Origin of the sequence: Bradyrhizobium sp. PUT101, from assembly GCF_052043945.1 — a bacterium.
Classification (GTDB): Bacteria; Pseudomonadota; Alphaproteobacteria; order Rhizobiales; family Xanthobacteraceae; genus Bradyrhizobium.
This window is the reverse complement of sequence record NZ_CP197207.1, coordinates 685,302-702,165: the sequence shown is the minus strand read 5'-3', so window position 1 is coordinate 702,165 and position 16,864 is coordinate 685,302. Positions and strand designations below refer to the sequence as shown.

The 16,864-nt window shown below is 56.3% G+C and carries 16 protein-coding genes and 1 tRNA gene; 12 read left to right on the top strand and 5 right to left on the bottom strand.

What is annotated here, in order from left to right; translation table 11 throughout:
* Positions 1–143 precede the first annotated feature (143 nt).
* The 3 genes from ACSHT2_RS03415 (at position 144) to ACSHT2_RS03405 (ending at position 4,534) form a co-directional block, all read left to right on the top strand.
* Entirely contained in the window at positions 144–1,487 is a 1,344-nt protein-coding gene (locus ACSHT2_RS03415; protein ID WP_440640389.1) for a tyrosine-type recombinase/integrase, read from the top strand.
* A gap of 203 nt (positions 1,488–1,690) precedes the next feature.
* Positions 1,691–1,903 (top strand): helix-turn-helix transcriptional regulator, encoded by a 213-nt coding sequence (locus tag ACSHT2_RS03410; RefSeq protein ID WP_440640388.1) that lies wholly within the window; start codon positions 1,691–1,693, stop codon positions 1,901–1,903.
* Positions 1,904–2,056: 153 nt separating this feature from the next.
* Positions 2,057–4,534, top strand: a complete 2,478-nt coding sequence (locus ACSHT2_RS03405; RefSeq protein ID WP_440640387.1) for a phage/plasmid primase, P4 family — start codon at positions 2,057–2,059, stop codon at positions 4,532–4,534.
* Between the two features lie 422 nt (positions 4,535–4,956).
* Here the strand turns inward: ACSHT2_RS03405 and ACSHT2_RS03400 are convergent, their stop codons facing one another.
* Positions 4,957–5,169 (bottom strand): hypothetical protein, encoded by a 213-nt coding sequence (locus ACSHT2_RS03400; RefSeq protein WP_440640386.1) that lies wholly within the window; start codon positions 5,167–5,169, stop codon positions 4,957–4,959.
* Positions 5,170–5,285: 116 nt separating this feature from the next.
* Between ACSHT2_RS03400 and ACSHT2_RS03395 the strand changes: the two genes are divergently transcribed.
* The 6 genes from ACSHT2_RS03395 (at position 5,286) to ACSHT2_RS03370 (ending at position 9,779) form a co-directional block, all read left to right on the top strand.
* The gene (locus ACSHT2_RS03395) at positions 5,286–6,050 is read left to right on the top strand and encodes a hypothetical protein (RefSeq protein ID WP_440640385.1); all 765 of its coding nucleotides are present in this window, start codon (positions 5,286–5,288) and stop codon (positions 6,048–6,050) included.
* A gap of 231 nt (positions 6,051–6,281) precedes the next feature.
* A complete protein-coding gene (locus tag ACSHT2_RS03390; RefSeq protein WP_440640384.1) occupies positions 6,282–6,719 on the top strand; it encodes a hypothetical protein in 438 nt (145 codons plus the stop codon).
* Positions 6,719–7,066: a hypothetical protein gene (locus ACSHT2_RS03385; RefSeq protein WP_440640383.1), complete on the top strand. Its 348-nt coding sequence runs from the start codon at positions 6,719–6,721 to the stop codon at positions 7,064–7,066. The genes ACSHT2_RS03390 and ACSHT2_RS03385 overlap by 1 nt, the downstream gene beginning before the upstream one ends.
* Complete coding sequence (locus tag ACSHT2_RS03380; protein ID WP_440640382.1) at positions 7,056–7,562, top strand: hypothetical protein; 507 nt, start codon at positions 7,056–7,058, stop codon at positions 7,560–7,562. Before ACSHT2_RS03385 ends, ACSHT2_RS03380 begins: the two co-directional genes overlap by 11 nt.
* 60 nt (positions 7,563–7,622) lie before the next feature.
* Complete coding sequence (locus ACSHT2_RS03375) at positions 7,623–7,778, top strand: hypothetical protein (RefSeq protein ID WP_440640381.1); 156 nt, start codon at positions 7,623–7,625, stop codon at positions 7,776–7,778.
* Between the two features lie 360 nt (positions 7,779–8,138).
* A complete protein-coding gene (locus ACSHT2_RS03370; protein WP_440640380.1) occupies positions 8,139–9,779 on the top strand; it encodes a recombinase family protein in 1,641 nt (546 codons plus the stop codon).
* A 332-nt stretch (positions 9,780–10,111) separates the two neighbouring features.
* Here ACSHT2_RS03370 and ACSHT2_RS03365 read toward each other — a convergent pair whose 3' ends face one another.
* Positions 10,112–10,837, bottom strand: coding sequence for a hypothetical protein (locus ACSHT2_RS03365; RefSeq protein WP_440640379.1), 726 nt, complete (start codon positions 10,835–10,837; stop codon positions 10,112–10,114).
* A gap of 392 nt (positions 10,838–11,229) precedes the next feature.
* Between ACSHT2_RS03365 and ACSHT2_RS03360 the strand changes: the two genes are divergently transcribed.
* The gene (locus ACSHT2_RS03360; protein ID WP_440640378.1) at positions 11,230–11,919 is read left to right on the top strand and encodes a hypothetical protein; all 690 of its coding nucleotides are present in this window, start codon (positions 11,230–11,232) and stop codon (positions 11,917–11,919) included.
* 169 nt (positions 11,920–12,088) lie between these two features.
* Here the strand turns inward: ACSHT2_RS03360 and ACSHT2_RS03355 are convergent.
* The 3 genes from ACSHT2_RS03355 to ACSHT2_RS03345 all read right to left on the bottom strand — a co-directional run bounded on the left by ACSHT2_RS03355 (position 12,089) and on the right by ACSHT2_RS03345 (position 13,509).
* Positions 12,089–12,178, bottom strand: a tRNA-Ser gene (locus ACSHT2_RS03355).
* A 180-nt stretch (positions 12,179–12,358) separates the two neighbouring features.
* Complete coding sequence (locus tag ACSHT2_RS03350) at positions 12,359–12,649, bottom strand: hypothetical protein (protein WP_440640377.1); 291 nt, start codon at positions 12,647–12,649, stop codon at positions 12,359–12,361.
* A 251-nt stretch (positions 12,650–12,900) separates the two neighbouring features.
* Positions 12,901–13,509: a hypothetical protein gene (locus ACSHT2_RS03345; protein ID WP_440643032.1), complete on the bottom strand. Its 609-nt coding sequence runs from the start codon at positions 13,507–13,509 to the stop codon at positions 12,901–12,903.
* A 519-nt stretch (positions 13,510–14,028) separates the two neighbouring features.
* Here ACSHT2_RS03345 and ACSHT2_RS03340 point away from each other — a divergent pair.
* A complete protein-coding gene (locus tag ACSHT2_RS03340; RefSeq protein WP_440640376.1) occupies positions 14,029–16,062 on the top strand; it encodes a VTT domain-containing protein in 2,034 nt (677 codons plus the stop codon).
* A complete protein-coding gene (locus ACSHT2_RS03335) occupies positions 16,062–16,727 on the top strand; it encodes an endonuclease/exonuclease/phosphatase family protein (RefSeq protein ID WP_440640375.1) in 666 nt (221 codons plus the stop codon). Before ACSHT2_RS03340 ends, ACSHT2_RS03335 begins: the two co-directional genes overlap by 1 nt.
* Positions 16,728–16,864: the final 137 nt, after the last annotated feature.

Genomic DNA, 16,864 nt, shown 5'->3' with positions numbered 1-16,864 from the left:
GCGCACCTAAAGCATTGAGCTTGTTTTGTTATCCCCAAGTTTAGATGATCATGAGCGATCATGAGGAAACAGGCGCAAAGAGCCGTGGTGAACTCGAAAAGGTGAATGTCTAGCGTGGCGATTAACCAGCGAGGTCGCCAGCAGTGCACGCACCAAATCCCCATAGAGCCCAGCCAACAGGCCCTAAAAAAGGTCTCACCCTTAAAACCATTCAAGCCCTTGTCCAAGCCGCTCAGCCGGGCATGTGGGCGCACGAGCGCGGGCTGTGCCTCGCGGTCGCCAAAAGCGGTTCGGCCTTCTGGGCCCTCCGCTATTCCACGGCAGCCGGTCGGCGGCGCCTGATGACCTTACAGCCCTACGAACCGATCGACGCAGCCGGACTGAAAGCCCTTGAATGGCGGGCTGCGGAACTCCGGAAGCTGATCAAAGCTGGACGCGACCCGTTAGCCGAACGAGACGCGGACCACGCCTCGATCGCTACCGCCAACACGACGGCCAGCAAAACAGCCATCGATACATTCGAGGAAGTAGCGCGCGAGTACATCGCTCAACACAAGGATGGCTGGAAAAATGCAAAACACCTTCAGCAATGGGAAAACACGCTGGAAACCTATGCATATCCGATCATCGGCAAGTTACTCCCGCAAGAGATCACGACCGATGATGTGTTGAAGGTCCTGCGACAAGACCACGAACGCGCAGGCAAGAACGGCACGCTTTGGACAGGCGCGCGCGAAACAGCGTCGCGAGTGCGTATGAGAATTGAAACCGTGATCGGCGCTGCGAAAGCAAAAGGGATAACCAACCCCGAAACACGAGAGATTTGGTTCACCCATCACAACCCGGCGCAATGGAAGGATCACCTTGAACATTGGTTGAATGGAAAGCAATCGAGGCGTCATTTTGAAGCGATGGATTGGAAGGACGCCCCCTCCTTCATGATCGAATTGCGCGAAAGACCCGACTACAGCGCAAAGGCATTGATGCTGACAATCCTCTGTGCAACGCGCACGAACGAAACGCTAAACGCGCGACGGTCCGAATTCGATCTAGACAATGCTACGTGGACCATCCCCGCCGAACGCATGAAGGCTGGCGTTGAACACAGCGTTCCCTTGTCGGATGCCGCTGTTCAGTTATTGCGGGCACTGCCAACGATAGATGAAAACCCCTATGTCTTTCCCGGTATGAAGCGTGGCAAGCCGCTTAGCAACATGAGCATGTTGGAGATGCTACGGGGAATGCGCGAAGGCCTTACAGTACACGGTTTTAGATCAACGTTCCAAGATTGGGCGGAAGATACAACTCTGCATCCGGACGTGATCACCGATATGGCACTTGCGCACACCATCAAGGACAAGACGAAGCGGGCCTATCGACGGGGTAACGCATTCGACCGTCGCCGCGATCTAATGCAACAATGGTGCGATTATCTCCTAACGGACGCAGCAACGTACAAAGCAAAATGGGAAAAGCTGATCGCCTGAAAGCTGATTGTGCATAATCCCCGGAAGAAGCCCGTTCGCGGGCTTTTTCTTTTTGACGCATCGTAAGCGAATATGAGAGTGCTTAGTGGTCGCGAAGTCGGATGACAGCGGCGCAAGGGTCGGATGGCCTGAGTTGCGGTAAAGACGCAGCGTACGTGGGTGGATGCCCTGCAATGCCATCAATTCAAAGCAGGACCCGGCCCATGTCCCAGGACAGCACCACTATTCTGACCACCGATCAGGTTTGCCAGCGCCTCACGATCTCTGCGCCAACGCTGCGCCGCTACGCCAAAGCAGGCCAAGGCTTTCCTCCGAAGATCCCTTTAGGCCCGCGTCGTGTTGGTTATCTCGCCAGCGACATCGAGAACTATATCGCGAACCGGCGCAAAGCGGCCCTCGCCACAGCGGACGGCTAGTCGTTCCGGTTAGTGGCGTCAATTTTGTGAACTGTCTCAAAGCACAGGGCGGAACGTTCATCCGCCGCTCGCGAGCAAGGGCCGCCGCACAAGCTCGCAAAAGGGAACGGGCGCACCGTTGAGAGCAGCGCGCCCGGTAACAATCATCTGACATTGAAAGAAAGCACCATGCTTTTAAAACTAACGTGCGGCGCGGTCAAGCGCCCTCTCGTGATCCGTGCGTTTCACCCTGGCTGTTTGCCGCCGCCATCGCCTCAGATCACGTTCACCCATTTCGACAGCGCCAACAAACCGCAAGGCACGCGATATCAAAACGTTTGGACGGGCATTTGTGATTGGATCGAACAAAGCGCACCGAACGCAGCAACCAAATATGAATTGCCGATGATCAAGCTCGCGACGTTCGCGAACGACTATCGCAACAATGCCAACGTCGAGATGATCTACGGCGTCGAAGGCGATTACGATGCCGAATTGGTTCAGCCGCACGAAGCCTCATTTCGATTGACCGCAGCAAACGTCATCGCGTTCGTTTACACCAGTCCATCACACACACCGGAAAAGCCGCGATGGCGTGTTCTCGCGCCCCTGTCGCAGCCATGTAGCGTGTCCGAACGTCACAATCTAGTCGGACGCATCAACGGCATTCTAGGCGGTGTTCTCGCCAATGAAAGCTTTATCGATAGCCAATCCTACTATGTTGGACGGCTGATCAGCGGTCATCGGGTCCAATGCTTCCGCGCGAATGGCGGGCAATATATCGACAAGATTGAAAGCCTGATCATCGCGCCACCGAAAGCGAATAGTGCGACTGGACGCAAACCACTCGGCACCGATCGCGCGCCAGATTTCCAACTCGCAACGATCGCGTTAAACAGTCTCGATGTAAACTGCAACCGCAACGAATGGCGAGACATTAGCTTTGCGTTTCGTCACGCCGTTACCGGCCTTGTAGACGATACTGCTGCACGCCTAGTTTGGGACGGATGGAATACTGGCTATTCCCAGCCGAACGAACCGGGCGCAAACGATAAGCAATGGCGATCCGCCGACAACGGAACGAACTTCGGTTGGTCATACCTTAGACATCAGGCGATCAAAAGCGGCAATCTTACCGATAATCAGCGCGCCAAAATGACGTTGGGGCCATCATCGGTATCGATGCCGCATGATCAACCGCTGCCATCATGGAAACAGGTAGAACAAAACACTTTCGCTACGTTGATTTTGATGGGGACCCATGCCGATATGGCAACGGCGTTCGCGATGAAACATACCCGGCAATTTCTTTACAACGCTTCACGCAAACAATGGCTGCAATGGGACGGCCAGCGATGGGCCGACTTGCAGCCGGAAGCGATGCTAGGAATAGTTCGGCAGTTCTGCACCAGCCTATCAAACCCTGACATCAAGCGACCGCGCGCGCTGAATTTCTGGCAAGGCGTCTTAACAACACTAACGACGATGCCTGAATTTTTGCGCGACCAGACACTATTCGATGCCGACAACTATCTGCTTAACACGCCAACCGGGACGATTGATCTTAGAACAGGGACTGTCAATCCGCACAATCCAACCGACCACATCACCAACATAGCCAGTGTAGCACCGACACCTGTTAGCGACCGATGGAAAACGTTTATCACCGAGATCACCCGTAACGATCAGGAAACCGCAAAGACGTTGCAGATCATGCTTGGTGCAGCCTTGTCAGGCGCAATTGAGGAACATTGGATTGGCTTCCTGTGGGGAAATGGGCGCAACGGAAAATCAGCGCTGATCGAGGCAATTACATATGCGCTAGGCGACTACGCGAAACAGGTCCCCAGCGAAGTGTTTGCATCAAACAGGCACGAACAACACCCGACCGGATTGACAACGCTAATGGGCGGACGATTTACGTTCGCGAACGAAGTTAAGGAAGGCACGTATTTCGACACCAGCGTTTTGAAAACTGTTTCAGGCGACCAAACGATTGAAGCGCGATACATGCAAGGCAACTTTTTCTCCTTCAAGCGCACGTTCAAGCTGTTCTTAATCGGCAATGACCTGCCACAGATTAGAACACAGGATATCGCGATCAGGAGTCGCCTTAAGATCGTGCCGTTCCGCGCAGATTTCGCCGGAAAAGAAGATCGCGAACTGCCGATGAAATTGCGCGCGGACGCTGGCGCGGTATTGCAATGGCTTTTAGAAGGCCACAGAGCATGGATCGAATCCGGAAAGCGATTGACTGTCAGCGGAGAGATTGAGCGAACCACAACCGCATATTTCAACTCGCAGAGCACACCTGAAATGTGGTTGTCCGAACGCGCGACAATCATCGACCCGGACATTCGCCCGAATAACCAGCTTCCCACATCAGGAATGCTTTACAATAATTATGTGATTTGGAAGCGTGAGCGCGGCGAACAACCAATATCACAGACCAAGTTTGGAACGTGGATCGCGTTGCAACTCGGCATCACAAAGGTTGAGAGCAGACTCATCCATTATCGCGGCATCGAATTGAAACCGCACCCTGTGCTGACAACCGATGATGAGAAACAGACGATGCCCGGTCAAACCACGCCACCGATGGCTCATACGAACATCATTCAAATGCCGATCAACCGCGAGAATTGCAACTGACGCCAAATGATGTGACGGACGGGCTTCCTCCGAACAAGGGGCGTTGCACTCTTCACATGGCGAGGCAAACGCTATGTCGCATCGGGCTTTTTGCTGCGCTAATTTTGGACGTGCTCACCGCTAGATACGATCTATAAGAAAATATGGGATTTTGAAAATTACATAACATTGGAATGCGACCCATTCGACCCTTTTCCAAAAGCCCTATGGAACGGCGATTTCATAGGAAAGACCGGGCGAGGGTCGAATGGGTCGCAGCGCTCCATGACTTGATTTTGGCGAGCACCTGCGTCCCGATGATCGACCCAATCGTAAACGGATGGCTCTTCCGCCGTGATTGCGGTCCAAATATCTGAGATCATTACGATCAATATTGCGATGGTCGTTGCACTCACCACTGCCCATCACCAAAGCACTGCGGATCAGTGTTCAGCCCAGAGCCACAGGCCGCCTGTCCAATACGGCCGCACCGGAGCGCCGACGACTTTATCAACAGCTAAATTGTATGGATCGCCGATTGCTACCATCGCAATCTTCGCACGCATCAATTCGCAATAGCACCATGCTTCACGACGATTTTTGTCCGCATCAATTTGTAACGACGCAATAGCGCGACGGACCATCGCAAAATTCACGTTTCGCAGCGTCCGGCAGTGGCTCGGCGCTGCTCTCGACAATGGCGGCTGGCGGACTCATGTTTGACCCGTCCAAATCAACCGCCTGAGTCAAGGTCAAAATCCAGAGGGTCAAAATGACAATTCGTTTTTCCAGCACACACGTTCCCAATCGTGGCACCAATTTCATGTTTGGCGTTGGCGACCACTCAACCGGCGCGTTCCTTCCGGACGTCGGCGGTGCCCTGGACGCGCCCATGACCGCGCTTGGCGGAGCGCTGGCGCGGTTCGGAGCGGTTGCTGCTCGCAACGGCACTGAGTACGCGATCGATAAAATCCCCGCGTACAACCGGCTCGCGGTGGCGTCCACAGGGCTCGCCAATGCCGCCCGCGATGTTCGCGTTGCCTCGCTTCGTGAAATGCAGACCATTGCATCAGCGTGGGCCAATCTGACGGCAGTCGATCCGACGTCTATTGCGACGATGAACATTCGTGCGCGCGCCTTGGCACTTCTGGACGCTGCCCCGGACGTCGGCAACAAGGTGCGCCTGTTGCAGGGCTTCGGCGAGGAACAACTTGCCGGTGTTATCGAGAGTGGCGGGCTGGACGGACTGCCGCCTGAAATTGTTGAGCAGGCAAAGGCGCGCTACAGCGTGCTCCGCGCCGTTAGAATTTCCGGAATGCAGGGTGATTTCCCGAAGCGCCCTTCCGTCGATGACGTGCTGGCGAACGGTCCAGATGTCGATGCTGCCGAGAATGCGGCGCGGGCCAAGATCGATGGGATCAAGGCCCGATCGAAAGTCGCGGAAGCGGTCGCGCGGGTGTTGAACGAGACTATCACCGTCGTCGAGTTGACTTGCGGTTTGCAGCGTCAGGACGCCTACGTTCTCGTTATGGGATGATGCACGTGCGCGGGCCGAACATCGAAAAGCGTGTAATTTTGCGGAGTGGCGTCACCCCGATCAACTCGGCTGAAATTATGCGCTCGTTCGGTATTTCAAAAGCACGTCTGCATCATTGGAGGTGTGCTTTTGAGTTTCCTCGCCCGATCACGCCACGCGGATCAGTACCGCGTTCCGCAGTTGGAGCGTGGTGCGCACGCTGGGCAATTGCGGTAGCTTGGATATAGAACTATGAGCAACGACATGCCGCCGACGCCAAATCCCGCTATTTCTAGCGAGGTCGTTCGTGGTGAAGGCGGACGATTTGTGACGACCTCTGGACGCAAGCCGGGTTCAAAAAATCGGCTGTCATCCTCGATGCTCGCAAGCATCAAAGAAATGGGGTCGGACGCAATCAACAAATTGCGCGATGCGCTCAACGACAAAGACAGCGCGTCGCACTGGAAGGCTTTGGAATTGATCCTGCGTTACTGCCTGCCGCCAGCGCGTACGGTTGAGTTAGATAACGCAGAACCCGCGACGATCATGCAAGCATTTATCGAAGGCGAATTGACCGCCGACGAAACCAAGGCAATCGCGACAGCGATGGAGAAACTAAAGAACGTCACCGACATCAACGAAATGCGCGCACGCCTAACAGAACTCGAAACAATCCTAGCGCGACACTGATGCCAATTACGGAGCGGGACAGGAACAGAATTGCGGCGATCATCGCGCGGATTAAACCACCCCGCAGCCTAGCCGCTCGCCTCGATACGATAAACGATGAACAACGCGCCTATTACGCAAGATGGAAAGCACGTTTCGAGCAATGGATCGAAGGGCGCAAAGCGAAGCATGATGACGAGTTCGAAATTGAGGCGCGCCCATACGCCAGCATGCTTGATGGGCATGGCCCGCCGATGATGCGCCGTAGTGTGGAAGCTGCACTTTTCGACGAAGCTCCAAAGATACTCTTGACCGACACCGAAACCGACGCAGCCCGCAAATGGATGGACATCTGCAATGAACAATGAAGCGAACACAGCTATGCGTGATCATTGTATTGCGCATCGCATCGCCGATAATTCACCGCTTCGCGATGTGCGGCTCTATAAGGTATTCGCTCCCGTCCCGATGCTTTACTCATTCAATCGCGACGGCTTGATGTGCTATGCGAGCGCCACGGAGTACGATCGCAGGAACGGCGAATACGCGTCAAATAGGAACGCCGTCATCAGAAAATGCGAAGCGCTTTATCTGGACAGATATCAGAGTGAGCCAGCCCGCGAGGTTCAGTTTTTCGCGAATGTCACGACGCCAGATCTTTCGATTAGCTGCGAAACGTTCCTTCGCATCGTAAGTCAGCACATCTTGACCACGCCGGATCACTCGTTTGAAGCGCCGAAGAACCTGCAATTGTTTTTCGAAAAGCAAACCAATTCTATGAACGACGCTGGGCGTCTATTCGATGACTACGTTGATCAACTGGCAACGCGGTTTCCAGACAAGTGCCGCGAACGGCGCAAATAGGATCGGCCCCTTGGATGAGCCGGGGTAAATCGTCCAAATACCAGCGAAGGATGAAACCACATGAAGATGACCACTAAGCAAAAGCAAGAGGCCGGGAAATCGCATCTCACGTACTTCCGTGAATTGTTGAAGCGCGACGGAGACAAAGCCACCATTACCCTTCACGCTGACCATCTTCGCTCATTGCTGGCTGCCGCGCCCGTCGACAAACGCTAATTGAATGCAGCACCGGTCGTTTGTCGCTATCCTGCCGGTGTGCGCACCCCGGACGCGGTGTCGAACTCACACCGCGTCCGGGGAATGTCTCGGTGGAGTGGCGGACGCGCCCTCCTGCCGGAGCATTGTCATCGCTCACGAATTTCGCGCACTCACCAAAATGTCTAACCACCGGGGCTTAGATGGCTATGGAAATCGTCACGTGATAGCCGCCCGATGACCGCAGCGAGGTTTTGAATAATGCGACATACCAGTTGACCGTTTCTGAATGCACTTTTCCGTGGCGCGGACCTGATGACGCGCCTAAATGTTTTGAGATGCCCCAACGGGCGCGGCGCGACTTCGCCGCGTGTAGGCAACATGGCGAACGCCCTTGTCGTGCATGCGAAGCGTCTGCCTCAGTCGCAAAAAGTACTACGTGCGGCGCAGTATGTCCGCATGTCTACGGATTACCAGCAATACTCGATTGAGAATCAGGCAGTGGTCATCGCGACCTACGCCGATCTTCACAAGCTAACCATCGTCCGTACCTATCGTGACGAGGGCGAAAGCGGCCTCAAGATCGAAAACCGAACTGGCCTAACCGAACTAGTCGAAGACGTGCAATTGGGCCGCGCTGACTTCGCTCATCTGCTTGTCTTCGACGTGAGCCGGTGGGGACGCTTTCAGGATGTTGACGAGAGCGCGCATTACGAGTTCATCTGCCGCAAGGCGGGCGTCAAGGTCGTTTATTGCGCGGAGCAATTCGACAATGACGGAAGCCTTCTTGCCAGCATTATGAAGAACATTAAGAGAGTGATGGCGGCTGAGTTCAGTCGGGAACTCTCCGCCAAAGTTTTTGCAGGGTCAATCCGGCTAACGCGTCGCGGCTTTAAAATGGGCGGTCCCACCGCTTACGGGCTGCAACGACGTCTTGTGGACGATCAATGCAGGCCGAAGAGTATTTTGACGGTGGGCCAGCGCAAATCTTTGCTCACCGACCACGTCAAGCTCATCTCCGGGGCGCCCGATCAAGTCGAGATCGTGAAATCGATCTTCCACGAGTATCTCCGACACAAATCGCAGGCCACCATTGCGCGAGACCTCAACCGGCGAGGGATCATGAATAGCCAGGGAAGACCGTGGCTTGGAAAAACGGTCGGCGAACTCCTCCGAAACGAAGCCTATATCGGCGTTCTGACCTACAATCGCAAAAGCAAGAAGCTTGGCGCCAAGGTTACGCGCAACCCAAGGGAGCTTTGGATCAGAAATGAGGAAGCCATCGAGCCCATCGTCCATCGCGACGCATTCCGGCGCGTGCAAAAGATCATGGCCGATGGGCGCGTCAGTATCCCCGAAGAAGAAATGTTGCTTCGCCTTCGCAAGGTCCTGATGAAGAAAGGCAGCCTCAGTAAAACCATCATCAATTCAAGTCCTGGCTTGCCGTCCATGTCTTCGTATCTTGTGCACTTCGGCACGTTGCGGAACATCTATCGGCTCATTGGGTACAACGGCAATCAAGGCTGGTTTGACACATACGCCGCGCATCAACGATGGGTCGCCCTGCAGCTTGGCAATGCTGCGCGCCTTCGAGACGCTTTCGAGACACTTGGTTGCCATGCTACTCTCAATCCTTCGACCGAATGCCTTCGAATCGATAATGCCGTGAATGTCGTCTTTCGGGTCGCAAGATGCCGCAACTACGAAAACCGGCCCTTGCGCTGGACGCTGCAGTATCGCGTGAGATGGCCGAAGGGGTGGGTTGTCGCGGTCCGGCTGGACGAGAAGAACGAAGCGATCTTCGACTACGTCTTGATGCCCTCGACGTGGCTCACCTTCAGCCGTCGCATGTTCTGGTTCTCCAAGGACGTCTATAAGGGCCACACGATAAACCGCTTTGACACGTTCGAAGCGCTGTCACGGTTCCTCATCGAACGCATCGGCAAGGAAAAGCCTTCGCGTGTCGTTGAAGTGCAGCCGCGCGCTCCCGTGACAGGCCCGAGGAAGAAGAAAGGCGCTTAACGCGTTTGTGGGGGTGGGACAGAATTCAGTAGATCACTCAACGCTCAAAGCCGCGCGAGTTGATCGAAAGCCGACCACATACATCACGTCGAATGTCTGCGAAGGGTTACGCGCCGAGACCTCGGCAGCTTGCTCGGCGAAGTTCAGTTCAACACCGAAGAGCGGACATCAGGCTCAATCCGCTAAGGTCGGCCAGGCGGAAACATCATCCGCCGCGTTCGGGGTGTAAATGATTGGAATAACTCGCGCTGACTATCGCGAAAAAACTGTCATTCACCGAACTCTTTCACCAATTCTTCCATCACACTTTGCGGCCTTCTGATCATCATACGTCATCCGGTCGCATCGCGAGATGCTTTCGCCATAAACGGCAATAGAGCCTTTGGCCTCCTAAAACTTAGGGGGCGCAGATCAGGCAAACGAACCTTGTCTTCAGCGAATGCTTGAACGGCGTCAGGCCTCATGGGATGGCCTTCGGCGCGAAGCGCGCCCAGTCTTTCAAGAAACTTCTCATTGGTCGCGTCTTCCATGTCCATGATGTAATCGAAAACAAGATCGTCGCCTTCCTCGTGAACCCATCCTGTACAATTTCCCAAATCGGATCCCCCCCACGCTGCCACTCTCGCAGCCTCAAGGAACGCGGTGCTAAATGGCATGTGGCGCTCGACCAATCCGTATGCTCTTTCCCTCAAGTCGGTACCGAGCACAATTAGCCGCCCCTCGACCAGGGTTTCCCAGAGCGGCTCATGTTGTGGATGCGGTAGCCCGCTCCAGTAAGCGTTCAAAGCGTATGGCGAAAATGGGGGTTCTCGAAGCTCAAACGTAATCCAATTCGAGTCTAGTCTACCGGACACCTTTCGGGCTTCCGCCAAGCTGAGTTCGGCAAGGTACTTCGGCTTGAAGTGGTTGCCCCAATTCATTGCGCGTTCAGCACTTGCTAGGTCTGTGAAGCAATACATTCCCTTGAGGCGCGAAACCCTTTTCGGATAGTAGGCGGCTCGTTGGATTTCGAGACTAAGCTCACGTTGAATGCGATGCTGATCGTCGCTTTGGATCATTGAAAGGGTCCAAATCGACAGGAAGCCGGGGTCTGACCGAGTAGAAACCAAAAAACCTCGGTAAGTCGCCCACGCGCACACCGGATGCGAGATGTTTAGAAACGCCCATGCATCCGTTGTAAGCATTTCTTCAGCGTTTCACTATTGAGGACTGGAAGAAACCTTATCGGGATATTCAGTGGCATCGATCTGCCACCGCCATCGATCGAATTCCCTCGGAAATCGTTATTGCCTCGAATCGATTTGGAACCCGCAGTCTACCCCCATCGGCAACTCGCTTCCAAGGCGAGGTTCGTCAAGCGGACGGGAGCAATTTGGTTCTGCTACCGGACGTTGCCTAGTTCCCGTTCTGCGATAACAATCGATTCGCGACAATCAATCGAGGGGACGGAATGGACGGCGATCAATCCCAGCAAATTGCAACCGATGGTAACAATCAGCAAGGCGCGGCCGGCAATGACAGCGGAGCATCACGCTACACCGCGGGGCTAAAGGCGTGGTTGCGGAGCTTTCGCGAACCACTCACAGCGGCGACTGTGCTGCTCTTTGTCGCGACTGCGGGACTATTCATTGCCACGGTCTACCTCGTTATCGACGCTCGACACACGGCAGAACATCAACTCCGGGCGTATGTTTATGTGGATCACGGCAGTTTCGGACCGGTCCGCGCTGGGACGCCAATTGGCCCAACGATCACAATTCGAACGGCCGGAGCTACGCCGGCTTACAAGCTGCGCTTGGCCGCCACCATCGAAATCGGCGAATTCCCGTTAGCGGATCGATCCAGCCTTTCCGATCCGTTCAATCGGTTTGGTGACGGCATCACGGCCATCAGCTATCCAATTCTCTATGGGGGCGATCACGCCATCCAAGAGCCAATTACCGTCAACTTCTCGCAGAAAGCCATCGATCTACTCAAGATCGACCATCACAGGCTCTATGTTTTTGGCGGCGTCAAATACCAGGACATTTTTGGATTAGAGCGAAGATACGACTTTTGCTTTAGCTTTAATGCCGACCCCAACAGCCCGATCAAAGCAGCTCAGGAAGACGGCTGCGATCGATACAACAAGCCCGGCTAGCAGCGTTCAGGCTGTGACGCATGTTTGATGGGGGGATTGCTCGCGCCCGCGTCAATCGATGATCCCCCGTCAAAGCGCCGTGATCGATCAGGAACAAACGGGAAGGTTCAGAAGCGTGGTTAGTCGTTTGGTGAATGGGCGACCTAAGCTATTGAAAAATAAGCTTGACTGGCGGAAGGGGTGGGATTCGAACCCACGGTACCCTTGCGGGCACGCCGGTTTTCAAGACCGGTGCCTTAAACCACTCGGCCACCCTTCCAAGATAACAATATCAAATGCTTAGCCCGCGCCTCGGAACGAACAGAACGCGAAACCGGCACCCGATTTGCACCCTAAGCGGCTAAGAACCGCTTCAAGAAGCGTGCTTCTACATATTGCCGGCTTACAGATCAATCCGGAGAACAGACCCGCCGGCGGTGAGGCCGGCGCTGTTTGCCGCTCAATGCGCGACTTCACTCAACCCCATCGTCAGGACGACAGCAATATTCTCGATAAGTACGGTGTGCCAGGACCGCGATTTTTCACCGCTCGCAGTAGACACATGGCTCGGCCAGCCCTTGCTGTCCGCAGGACCGCATGCTGCACGAGAACCATAAGACCTGCCATGGCGTACACTCAGCAGATCACAAGCAGCTTGCGTCTCGGCATCCGACGTGCGGTCTACCTCACACTCGGCCTCGATCCAACTGGGATCATCTGTTTCCACGATCTTGTTCTCAAAGGCATCCACTCGCGATCTGCGGTGCTCATAGGGGATCTCGGGTACTATCGCGGTGGTGGAGGCTACGGCAGATATCGTGTTCCCTGTGGTCACGGCGCAGACGTCGATGTTCGAGACGGTCAGTGCTACCCCAACGGTACAGTACCGCCGCAGTTTCAGCAGGGTCGACAGGGATACTACGGCTACGACGACTATGAACGCCGCCCCAGACGCCGCTATTATTGAGAAGCCCGCCAGCAGTGAACTGGCGGGCCTCGACTTCAGCTCTTCGTATCAGCGCCCTTCAGCGCATTCCACGCGGCCTGGTTTGCTTGATCGAACGACTTCCGGGATTCGGCGAGCGCGGCGCTCAGGACAGACCAGGATTCACTGCCGGCCTGCTTCAGCTTTTGCAGACGTGCTTCCGCTTCGGACGCATCGGATTTCATCTGCTTGAGCGCGGCATCGACGTCGGCGGTGCGGGCCGTGGCCACTTTGCCCGCGGCCTCGCGGAATTTGTCCGCCGCTTCGCGCCAGGCCTTGGCCTGTGCCGCCGCAACGTCCCTGAACGTGGCCTGCTGCTGCTCGAGCTGCTTGCCCGCGGTTTCGAAGAAGGTCTTCACTTGGGCTTCAAATCCAGCCCATTGCTTTTCCAGGTCTGTCTTGGCGCCCGCCCAAGCGGCTTCGCCCGCCTCCGCCTGCGTCTTGAGCAAGGCCTGAAATTCATCGCGGCGATTCTTCAGGTCGGACAGGAGTTGATCAGTCTTGACCTTGGACTCGGCCTTGGCCTCGCCGGCCTTGACCTCGAAGGAGGCCAATGCGGCATCCATTTCGTCGATCCGCTCCTTGGCCCAATTGAGGTAAAAATGCATGCTGCTCTGCTGTGACATGGCCGTCTCCGTTTGCTTGCCGAGGTCAGAATTCCAGAGCTCGGGCTGGCCCGTATTGACCTGTCTCAATGACCTTGTGGTCTGAAGCACTGGCGAACGGTCGGTGACGCACCTCCTCCTGGCGCAAAGGAGGAAAAGCGCGTCAGGAACGCCATCGAATTTGAGAGATTAGCCTGACCGGAAGCTTCACAGCGGGCAACGCAAATGTTCTTCTTGTTCTCAAACCGGCTGGGATGTCTCGGCTCGCTGCTGATCTCCGGCTTGATCACTGTGGCGCTGCTGTTCCTGTTCGGGATACTCCGGTTTTGATCCTCAGTGCGTGGGTCCAAGGCTGCGCCCGCGCCGGAGGGACGGCGGAAGCTGGAAGGCCTGACTTTGCGCTCCGAACGGCGATCGTGGGAACCCCTTGAGCATCCAACGCGTTTAGACGCGAATGCGAATTGCGAGGGCCACCTGCTTCAGAGTTCATCGACACTGATCCCCGGCGACACCGTCTGGCGGCGGTGCGAAGCGCGGCGTGTGGCGGTTCTGAACGATGCTGCCGCTTATTTCGCGGCCCTGCGGGAGGCGCTGCTGGAAGCGCAAGATCTCGTCTATATCGTAGGGTGGGACATCCATAGTGAAACCCGGCTGGTCGGAGCTTCCGGACGAGCCGATGATGGCTTGCCGGAACAGCTCGGCCCCTTCCTGCGCGCGCTGGTTCAACGCCGCCCCACCTTGCGGATCAACATTCTCGTCTGGGACTTCGTCTCCTTTTACGCCTCCGAAAGGGAGTGGAATTCCGCGGCAAAGTTTACCGCCGAAACAGATGGCCGCGTCAGGTTTCATCTGGATTCCACGCTTCCGTTTGGCTCGGCCCAACACCAGAAGATCGTCTGTATCGACGGTTCACTGGCGTTCGTCGGCGGGCTCGATCTGACGATCAGGCGCTGGGACACGAGTGACCATCGCGCCGATCACGCATCGCGCTGCGACCCCCAGGGGAAGCCATACCTGCCCTTTCATGACGTTCAATGCATGGTCGACGGGGATGCCGCGGCGTTGCTGTTCGAGCTAGCGGAGGCACGCTGGCGTGCAGCAGGTCAACCGAGGCATGATCGGCGCGCGCTGAAGAGCGTTCGGTGGCCAGCCAATGTGCCGGTCGAGGCCGAGCGCTTGCCGGTCGGTATCGCCAGGACCGAGGTGGTCTGTCCCGCAGGTTCGACCATCAGGGAGGTCGAGCGTTCCTTGATTGAAGCGATCCGGTCCGCGACGTGCTTCATCTACATCGAAAATCAGTTCACCAGCGCCACCAAGATCGCGCGTGAATTGGCGGAACAGATGCGTCGCGCGCCATCGCTTCGGGTTCTGGTGGTCGCTCCAAAACTGCATTCCTCGTGGCTGGAATCCCAGGCCATGCAGAACGGCCGTGGCGCCTTCATCGACTGTTTCGGTGCAGCCGGGGTCGCAGATCGCATTCGCTTCCTCTATCCGGTCTCACGCAGCGGAGATACGGAAGTTGCCGTGATGGTGCACAGCAAGCTCATGATCGTCGATGATCGGATATTGAGAATCGGTTCGGCTAACCTTAACAATCGGTCGATGGGGGCCGACAGCGAATGTGACCTCATTTTCGAGGCCGCATCCGAGGAGCATCGGGATTTCATCGCCTCGGTTCGCCATCGCTTGATCGCCCATTTCTGCGGTCTCGAAGAACAGACCCTCGCGCAAAATGAGGATCGCCTTCTTGCTCTCCTCGACGACGTGTCGAAAGGTGATAGGACGAAGACGCTGCGGAAAGTGGAGTCCTCGGGTTTGACCAGTACACTGGCCACGATGGTTCAGCCGGTGGCGGACCCTGAGAGGCCACTTCATTTGGAGCGGGCGGCATCTCGCATGTGGAGCACGAAGACGATAATCGGGATCGTATCGATCGCCGTGGCGCTTCTTGGCTTGACGCTGGCCTGGTCGTACTCATCCTTGAGCGATTTCGCCGATGAAGGCCGCATTTCGACGCTCCTCTCTGCCTATTCGCAATCCATCTGGGGACCATTCTTCGCGATCGCAGCGTTTGTCGTCGGCGGGCTGGTCGTGTTTCCGATTCTCGTACTCATTGCCGCAACCGCTGCTGCACTCGGGCCATGGCTGGGTTTCTTCACTGCAATGGCTGGCGCCTTGCTCAGCGCCCTTGTCCTTTTCTCAATCGGACGGGTACTCGGTCGAGAACGTCTCCAGCATCTGCTTGGACGACGCGCAGCGCGCATCCAGGAACGCATTGTCGGCAGAGGCATTCTGGCCGTCGTCGTCATCCGGATGATTCCGATCGCGCCGTACTCGGTCGTGAATGTCGTGGCAGGTGCGAGCACGCTGCCGCTTCGTGACTTCATGGTTGGAACGCTGCTGGGTATCACGCCCGGGATTCTCGCCATGGCCGTTCTGGGAGCTCAGATCGCGGATCTGGCCAGGAATGCGTCCTGGAGCAACGTTCTGCTGCTCGCACTGGCGTTTCTGGGCTGGCTCGGGTTCTGCGCGGGCGCACAATTTCTCGCGACGTGGCTCGCCGGGAGGCGCTGATGCGCTTCATGACGTGGAACGTGCACGGCACGTTCAATCTCAATCCGAAATTCGACCTGGAGGGTGTTTGCTCCATCATTCGCAAGTGGTCGCCGGATGTCGTCGCGCTTCAGGAGGTGGATTCCCGATCGCGGTCGGACGATCCCTTTGCGAAGCTCGCGAGTGCGGTCGGCGATCATCGCGTCCACGCCAAGTCGATCGTCACGGAGGACGGTGACTACGGTCAGATGCTGCTGAGCCGCTTTCCGTTCTCCGGCGTGCCGGAGATCGTCGACGTGTCGTATCGGGAGCGGGAGCCACGCAGAGCGATTGCCACAGAACTGCTGACGCCTCTTGGCGACGTCCGCGTGGTCGCCACTCATCTCGGCCTGAGTATCCACGAGCGTTATGCGCAGGCTCAGGCCCTGGTGAGCCTGGTGAGGCCTGGAAGAACTGTCGTCCTCGGCGATTTCAACGACTGGTTTTGGGTGAAATCGGTGCGGCGCGTGCTCGCGCAGGCCTGCCCAAACCGTACGCGGCTGCGAACCTTCCCGGCGCACTTGCCCTTGCTTCGGCTCGACCGGATCTATGCAACGCGCGATAGCCGTTTCGGGAAAGTCTGGACCGACGAAGAGGCGAGGGCCTATTCGGACCATTTGCCTGTGATCGCGGACATCGAGATCTGATCTGCCGGCGACGGGCCCTTTTCACTTCCCCTTTGGCCGTGGCCCCCGAAAAGGGGAGCTCGGTCAGATGTTTCCAGAAATGGCTGTTGCGCCTTCAGAAAAGCGTTGTGGCAGCAGGACTTATCTACTGTGCATGG

Excerpts from the sequence above, each read along its gene's own strand:
- ACSHT2_RS03360 (WP_440640378.1), top strand. The coding sequence starts at position 11,230 with ATGGACGGCGATCAATCCCAGCAAATTGCAACCGATGGTAACAATCAG.
- ACSHT2_RS03335 (WP_440640375.1), top strand. The coding sequence starts at position 16,062 with ATGCGCTTCATGACGTGGAACGTGCACGGCACGTTCAATCTCAATCCG.
- ACSHT2_RS03395 (WP_440640385.1), top strand. The coding sequence starts at position 5,286 with ATGACAATTCGTTTTTCCAGCACACACGTTCCCAATCGTGGCACCAAT.
- ACSHT2_RS03365 (WP_440640379.1), bottom strand. The coding sequence starts at position 10,837 with ATGATCCAAAGCGACGATCAGCATCGCATTCAACGTGAGCTTAGTCTC.
- ACSHT2_RS03385 (WP_440640383.1), top strand. The coding sequence starts at position 6,719 with ATGCCAATTACGGAGCGGGACAGGAACAGAATTGCGGCGATCATCGCG.
- ACSHT2_RS03370 (WP_440640380.1), top strand. The coding sequence starts at position 8,139 with ATGGCGAACGCCCTTGTCGTGCATGCGAAGCGTCTGCCTCAGTCGCAA.
- ACSHT2_RS03390 (WP_440640384.1), top strand. The coding sequence starts at position 6,282 with ATGAGCAACGACATGCCGCCGACGCCAAATCCCGCTATTTCTAGCGAG.
- ACSHT2_RS03345 (WP_440643032.1), bottom strand. The coding sequence starts at position 13,509 with ATGTCACAGCAGAGCAGCATGCATTTTTACCTCAATTGGGCCAAGGAG.
- ACSHT2_RS03410 (WP_440640388.1), top strand. The coding sequence starts at position 1,691 with ATGTCCCAGGACAGCACCACTATTCTGACCACCGATCAGGTTTGCCAG.
- ACSHT2_RS03380 (WP_440640382.1), top strand. The coding sequence starts at position 7,056 with ATGAACAATGAAGCGAACACAGCTATGCGTGATCATTGTATTGCGCAT.
- ACSHT2_RS03375 (WP_440640381.1), top strand. The coding sequence starts at position 7,623 with ATGAAGATGACCACTAAGCAAAAGCAAGAGGCCGGGAAATCGCATCTC.